Below are 6,123 nucleotides of genomic sequence, written 5' to 3'. Positions count from 1 at the left end.
CAGGTGCTGAATTACATCGTCTCGCGTTATGGCGAGTTCGTGCTGCTGAAGCCGCGCGTCAGTGTGCGCACGCTGCTGCTTTGGGGTGCGCCGGTGCTGCTGATCCTCGCCGGCGGTGCCTCGCTCGTCGTCTTTGCCCGCAAGCGGGCAGGCAAGCCCACCGGCAGCAAACTCACCGCCGAAGAGCAGGCGAGGCTCGCCGAGTTGCTGGAAAAATAAGAAGCCATTCCGCCGCGACGAACCACGACGGAATGATTGATGCCTATGCCTTTCGGTAGGGAAAGAGCGCCCTGACTGCAGGATCCCGCAGCCACAACCCACCCCACATGAACAGCCCGAGATAGATGCTGAACAGGATATGGCTGAAGAGCGGGCTTCCGGCCCGGATCTGCGTGGCCATGGCGCCGCCGAGCAGGCCCATCATCAGCACAGCGCCGAAAATGCTCGTCTGCGGGATGAGGTAGAGCACGAGGCAGGTCAGCTCGATCAGACCGATCATCAGCACATATCCACCAGGCCATCCGAGCTGGATCATCGTTTCCTCGGCGACGGACAGTCCCAGGAGCTTGGGGGCGATCGATGCACCGAGCATGAAGAGCGCGAAAAGCCCGGTCAGCACGCGACCGGTCCAGACCATGGCACTATCGCTCATCGCCGATCCGCCGGGATCGTATTGACCATCCAGGGTGTGCCGAAGCGATCGGTGAACATGCCGAAGCCCGGCGACCAGAAGGTGGCGTTGAAGGGCATGGTGACCTTGCCGCCGTCCGACAGCGCCTCGAAAACTCGCTTCGTTTCCGCCGCATCCTCACTGTGATAGGTGGCGCTGAAGCCGCCCATGTCTTCCTGATATCCGGGAGGGGCATCGCAACCCATCAGGGACTGGTCGCCGATATCGAGCCAGGCATGCATGATCTTGTCCTTGAAGGACGGGTCTATCTGCATGTCGCCGGGCGCTTCGGCGAAGGTGAACATGCCGTTCAGCTTGCCGCCGAGCACTTTGGCATAGAATTCGAAGGCCTGCCGGCATTCGCCTTTGAAGACGAGATTCGTTACGAGTTTCATGGTCCTCACTCCCTTTGATTTCCTTGAGTTGCAATCCAGCTTTCCAGCCTGCCGAAGGTGCTCTCCCAGCCGTGCCTGTGTCCGGTAAGGCTCTCTTCGGACCTCAGGTCCGCATGGGTGAAATCCATTCGCGTTCGGCCATCGGCCATTTCCTCGAAGACGACGGTCACAAGCGTTACGACCGGTTCTCCATCCTCATGCGATCCCTCCCACTGGAAGGTGAAGGAGAGGCGCGAGGGCTCCTCGATTTCCCTGTAGACGCCGCTCTGCCACAGCAGGCTGCCATCCCCGGTATTCTTCAGGCATGCCCTGTATGTGCCGCCGATGCGCAGATCCTGCACGACGCTGACCGCCGGCCATTCGACAGGGCCAAGCCAGGCAACGACCATTTCCGGCCGGGTCCAGGCAGCCCATAAGAGGGCACGCGGTGCATTGAATATCCGTTGCATATGCAATGTGGGGCGCGAGAGCTGATCGGCCATGATATTCCCCTGTCGTGATTTGAAAATATGGGGCCGACATTCAGTTGCGGGGGCCGCTGTCGTCCGCTTTCTGGATCTTCTGAAGGTAGCCGTCCAATCGGTCGAAGCTCGATTCCCAGAAGCGCCTGTATTGCTCCAGCCAGTCCGCAATGCTCTTCATCGTTTGCGGTTCGAGCCTGGCCGGTCGCCACTGGGCTTCCTTGCCGCGGCTGATCAGCCCGGCCTTTTCCAAGACCTTCAGATGCTTCGAAACCGCCGGAAGGCTCATGTCAAAGGGGGCTGCGAGCTCGTTGACCGAAGCCTCTCCTTCGGCCAGCCGCGCGATGATCGCCCGGCGCGTGGGGTCTGCGAGGGCTGCGAAGGCGGCGCTCAGAGTGTCGGTCTGCATGATGGGCCTCGTATGTAACTATTAGGTTAAATACAGGACGCAGTCTCAATTGTCAACCGATCGGTTAAATACGGTCCGGCAATTGGTCTCGCCCCTTCGGCATGCAACCAAAGAATATCAGTACATTACGAATTTTTCATCGGCCGGACAGTTCGTAGTAAGGTGCGGCGTCCTATATCTCGGTCATCACAGATCCGGCACCGCCGGAACGAAAGTCTGAAAAAGAAGAGAAGGTGCTCTCATGCTGAAAAATTTCCGCGGACGTCCGTCCCTTAAAACGGTGCTTCAGGCATCCACCGTTGCCGGTCTGGCAGCCGCAGTGCTTGCAACCGGTATCCCTGTCGAGATCTCCCGTTCCTATGCCGAGGCTGTCAATGTTCAGTCGCCTTCGGTTCCGAGCTTCGCCAATGTCGTCGACGCCGTCTCCCCGGCCGTTGTTTCCGTCCGTGTCGAAAGCCGCGTCAAGCCGGCATCCGATGATGGTGATGGTTTCTCTTTCGATTTCAACGGCCGCGGTTTTGATGATCTGCCCGACGCTCTGAAGCCGTTCTTCCGCCAGTTCGGCGAGCAGCAGAACCGCCAGAACCAGGAGGGTCAGAACCAGCAGCGCCGCTTCGGCCATCAGGGCGAGGGCCGTCTGCGCCCGGTCGCTCAGGGTTCGGGCTTCTTCATCAGCGAAGACGGCTACGTCGTCACCAACAATCACGTCGTTTCCGACGGCTCGGCATTCGTGGCCGTCCTGAACGACGGTACCGAACTCGACGCCAAGCTGATCGGCAAGGATCCGCGTACCGACCTCGCGGTGCTGAAGATTGATGGCAAGGGCCGCAAGTTCACCTACGTGAATTGGGCCGATGACAACAAGGTCCGCGTCGGCGACTGGGTCGTCGCCGTCGGCAACCCCTTCGGCCTCGGCGGCACGGTCACGGCCGGCATCGTTTCGGCCCGCGGCCGTGATATCGGCTCTGGTCCCTATGACGATTACCTGCAGGTCGACGCAGCCGTGAACCGCGGCAACTCTGGTGGACCGACCTTCAACCTCAATGGCCAGGTCGTCGGCATCAACACCGCGATCTTCTCGCCGTCGGGCGGCAGCGTCGGTATCGCCTTCGCAATCCCGGCCTCCACCGCAAAGGACGTTGTTGCCGACCTGATGAAGGATGGTACGGTTTCGCGCGGCTACCTCGGCGTGCAGATCCAGCCGGTCACCAAGGATATCGCCGACTCGCTGGGCCTCTCCGAAGCCAACGGCGCTCTGGTCGTTTCCGCACAGGAAGGCACACCGGGCCAGAAGGCCGGCATGAAGACGGGTGACGTCGTCACCGCCGTCAATGGCGAACCTGTCAAGGATGCCCGAGATCTCAGCCGCCGCATCGGCGCGATGACGCCGGGCAGCAAGGTCGAGCTTTCGGTGTGGCGTTCCGGCAAGGCCCAGTCGGTCACCGTCGAGCTCGGAACGCTGCCCGCTGACCAGCAGGCTTCTGCCGGAGATGACAACAGCCCGCAAGAGCCGGCCCAGCCGCCGGCTTCCGAAAAGGCGCTTGCCGATCTCGGCCTGACCGTCGGCCCGTCGGATGACGGCAAGGGCCTCGCCATCACCGGCATCGATCCGAATTCGGATGCTGCCGACAAGGGCATCAAGGAAGGCGAGACGATCACCTCGGTCAACAACCAGGACGTTTCCAGCGCCGATGATGTCGTCCGCGTCATCAACCAGGCCAAGAAGGACGGTCGCACTCGCGCGCTGTTCCAGATCCAGTCGAAGGACGGCAGCCGCTTCGTCGCGCTCCCGATCAACGGCCAGGGCTGATCTTCTGGCCTCAGAAAGCCGGAGCCGCGCCAGCGTAAATGCTGCGCGGCTCCAGATTCCTCAAGTCTGCCAATCTACCCAATTTTAAAGCTGCCCAATCTTCGAATTTGCCCAATTCTCCAAATCTGCCCAATTCTTCGAATCTGAAGGACGACCGCGATGGCCCCCGCACAACAGGAAGACGCTTTGAGCCTTGCCGAAACGCAACCGGCGGGTAATGTCGGCCGCATGAAGATTCTCATCATCGAAGACGATCTGGAGGCGGCGGTCTATCTCACGAAAGCCTTTCGCGAGGCGGGCATCGTTGCCGACCATGCAAGCGATGGCGAAAGCGGTCTCTTCATGGGGTCGGAGAATACCTACGACGTCATCGTCATCGATCGCATGCTGCCGCGCCGCGATGGTCTCTCCGTCATCAGCGAGCTGCGCCGCAAGGCCATCCACACGCCCGTTCTCATTCTTTCTGCCCTCGGCCAGGTCGATGACCGCGTAACGGGTCTCCGCGCCGGCGGCGACGATTATCTGCCGAAGCCTTATGCCTTCAGCGAGCTGCTTGCCCGCGTCGAAGTGCTTGGCCGCCGCAAGGGCACGCCGGATCAGGACGTCGTCTACCGTGTCGGCGATCTCGAGCTCGACCGCCTCTCCCATGAGGTCCGCCGCGGCGGCAAGGAAATCCCGCTGCAGCCGCGCGAATTCCGCCTGTTGGAATATCTCATGAAGAATGCCGGTCAGGTCGTGACCCGCACCATGCTGCTGGAGAATGTCTGGGATTACCATTTCGATCCCCAGACCAATGTCATCGACGTGCATGTCTCGCGCCTGCGCTCCAAGATCGAGAAAGACTTCAGCCAGCCGCTGCTGAAGACGATCCGAGGTGCGGGGTACATGATCAAGGACGAGGGATGAGCCGTTTCTGGGTTCTCTTCAAGTCCACTGCAGTCCGCCTTTCGGCCCTTTATATCCTGCTTTTTGCCATCTGCGCCGCAACGCTCGTCTTCTATGTGACGGCGATGTCCGAGCGGCTGCTGACCGGCCAGATCCGCGACGCGGTTGCCCAGGAAGTGACGCAGGTCCAGCGCGCTTATGATGCCGGCGGCATGAACCTGCTGCTGCGCACGATGGAGCGCCGTGCCCGTCAGCCGGGCGCCAATCTCTATCTCATTGCTGGTCCCTCGGGCGATATCCTCGCCGGTAACGTCGCCTCCGTGCAGCCGGGTGTTTTCGAGGAGCAGGGTTGGACCTCGGTGCCGTTCATGTATCAGCGCTACACCGATAGCGGTGTGGTGCGGCATACGGCGATCGCCAACATTTTCGTCCTCGACAACGGCCTGCGGGTGTTGATCGGCCGCGACCTGGGAGAACCGGAACGCTTCCGCGTGCTGGTGCGCCAGGCGCTGATGATCGCGCTCGCCATCATGGGTCTCGGCGCCATCATCATCTGGTTCGGCATCGGCCGCAACGCGCTGAAACGCATCGATCGCATGTCGGATGCCGGCAAGAAGATCATGGCCGGAGATCTCTCGCAGCGCCTGCCGGTCGGCGGATCGGGCGACGAGTTCGACCGTCTTTCCGTCTCGCTGAACAACATGCTGGAACGCATCGAGAAGCTGAATGAAGGCCTGCGGCAGGTCTCCGACAATATCGCCCACGACTTGAAGACTCCGCTGACGCGCCTGCGCAACAAGGCCGCCGATGCGCTTGATATCGAGGATGGCGAGGTGCGCCGCAGCGCTCTGGAAGGCATCATCTCCGAATCCGACCAGTTGATCCGTACCTTCAATGCGCTGCTGATGATCTCCCGTGTCGAGGCGGGTTCCGTCGCCGCCGAAATGTCACCGATCGAACTGTCAGCCATCGTCGCCGACAGCGCCGAACTCTACGAGCCGGTCGCCGACGAAGCGGGCATGGCGCTGACCTCCGAGATCGACCCCGGCATTGAGATCCAGGGCAATCGCGAACTGATCGGCCAGGCGATCTTCAATCTGCTCGACAACGCGATCAAATATTCCGCCGATACGGAAGGGGCAGGCTCCGTCTCGGTGAAGCTCAGCCGCCGTCCCGACGGCTTCTGCCTGTCCGTCGCCGACCACGGACCGGGCGTCCCGCCTGACCGGCGCGAGGACGTAGTGAAGCGCTTCGTGCGCCTGGACGAAAGCCGCTCGAAACCGGGCACCGGCCTTGGCCTCTCGCTGGTGGAAGCGATCATGGAGCTGCATGGCGGCACGCTGGAGCTTTCGGACACGGATCCCGGCAACGCACAACGCCCCGGCCTGACCGTCAGCATGGTTTTCCCCGCTCGCGCAGCCTGATTCCTTGTCATTTTCATATTGGCGCTTTCACGCCGGCACCCTAGTTTAAAATCGCATTGCGGCTATGCC

The 6,123-nt window shown here is 61.4% G+C and carries 8 protein-coding genes; 4 read left to right on the top strand and 4 right to left on the bottom strand.

The features are described from left to right. Positions 1-219: cytochrome c-type biogenesis protein (locus AC1DNW_RS03310; protein WP_477851856.1), on the top strand; the 219-nt coding region annotated here is incomplete at its 5' end. Between the two features lie 43 nt (positions 220-262). On the opposite strand, the gene AC1DNW_RS03305 is transcribed toward AC1DNW_RS03310, so the two are convergent. Genes AC1DNW_RS03305 through AC1DNW_RS03290 form a run of 4 tightly spaced genes read right to left on the bottom strand, consistent with a single transcriptional unit; the run spans position 263 to position 1,935 of the window. After that, entirely contained in the window at positions 263-652 is a 390-nt protein-coding gene (locus tag AC1DNW_RS03305) for a DoxX family protein (RefSeq protein WP_113311499.1), read from the bottom strand. Further along, positions 649-1,065 carry a VOC family protein gene (locus AC1DNW_RS03300; protein ID WP_113300905.1) on the bottom strand — a complete coding sequence of 139 codons (417 nt, stop codon included), beginning with the start codon at positions 1,063-1,065 and terminating at the stop codon, positions 649-651. Before AC1DNW_RS03300 ends, AC1DNW_RS03305 begins: the two co-directional genes overlap by 4 nt. Before the next feature lie 5 nt (positions 1,066-1,070). Continuing rightward, positions 1,071-1,547: an SRPBCC domain-containing protein gene (locus tag AC1DNW_RS03295; protein WP_113300906.1), complete on the bottom strand. Its 477-nt coding sequence runs from the start codon at positions 1,545-1,547 to the stop codon at positions 1,071-1,073. Positions 1,548-1,587: 40 nt separating this feature from the next. Next, positions 1,588-1,935 carry a metalloregulator ArsR/SmtB family transcription factor gene (locus AC1DNW_RS03290; RefSeq protein ID WP_113311498.1) on the bottom strand — a complete coding sequence of 116 codons (348 nt, stop codon included), beginning with the start codon at positions 1,933-1,935 and terminating at the stop codon, positions 1,588-1,590. A 241-nt stretch (positions 1,936-2,176) separates the two neighbouring features. On the opposite strand from AC1DNW_RS03290, the gene AC1DNW_RS03285 reads away from it, so the two are divergent. From AC1DNW_RS03285 to AC1DNW_RS03275, 3 genes are all read left to right on the top strand, one after another. Then, positions 2,177-3,745, top strand: coding sequence for a Do family serine endopeptidase (locus AC1DNW_RS03285; RefSeq protein ID WP_113300908.1), 1,569 nt, complete (start codon positions 2,177-2,179; stop codon positions 3,743-3,745). A 159-nt stretch (positions 3,746-3,904) separates the two neighbouring features. Then, the gene (locus AC1DNW_RS03280) at positions 3,905-4,651 is read left to right on the top strand and encodes a response regulator transcription factor (RefSeq protein WP_113300909.1); all 747 of its coding nucleotides are present in this window, start codon (positions 3,905-3,907) and stop codon (positions 4,649-4,651) included. Further along, positions 4,648-6,054 (top strand): sensor histidine kinase, encoded by a 1,407-nt coding sequence (locus AC1DNW_RS03275; RefSeq protein ID WP_113300910.1) that lies wholly within the window; start codon positions 4,648-4,650, stop codon positions 6,052-6,054. Before AC1DNW_RS03280 ends, AC1DNW_RS03275 begins: the two co-directional genes overlap by 4 nt. Positions 6,055-6,123 lie beyond the last annotated feature (69 nt).

The sequence above is a fragment of the Rhizobium sp. 05L429 genome (assembly GCF_056397645.1).
Note: the sequence above shows the minus strand (reverse complement) of the source record. Positions and strands in the feature narration are given on the sequence as shown.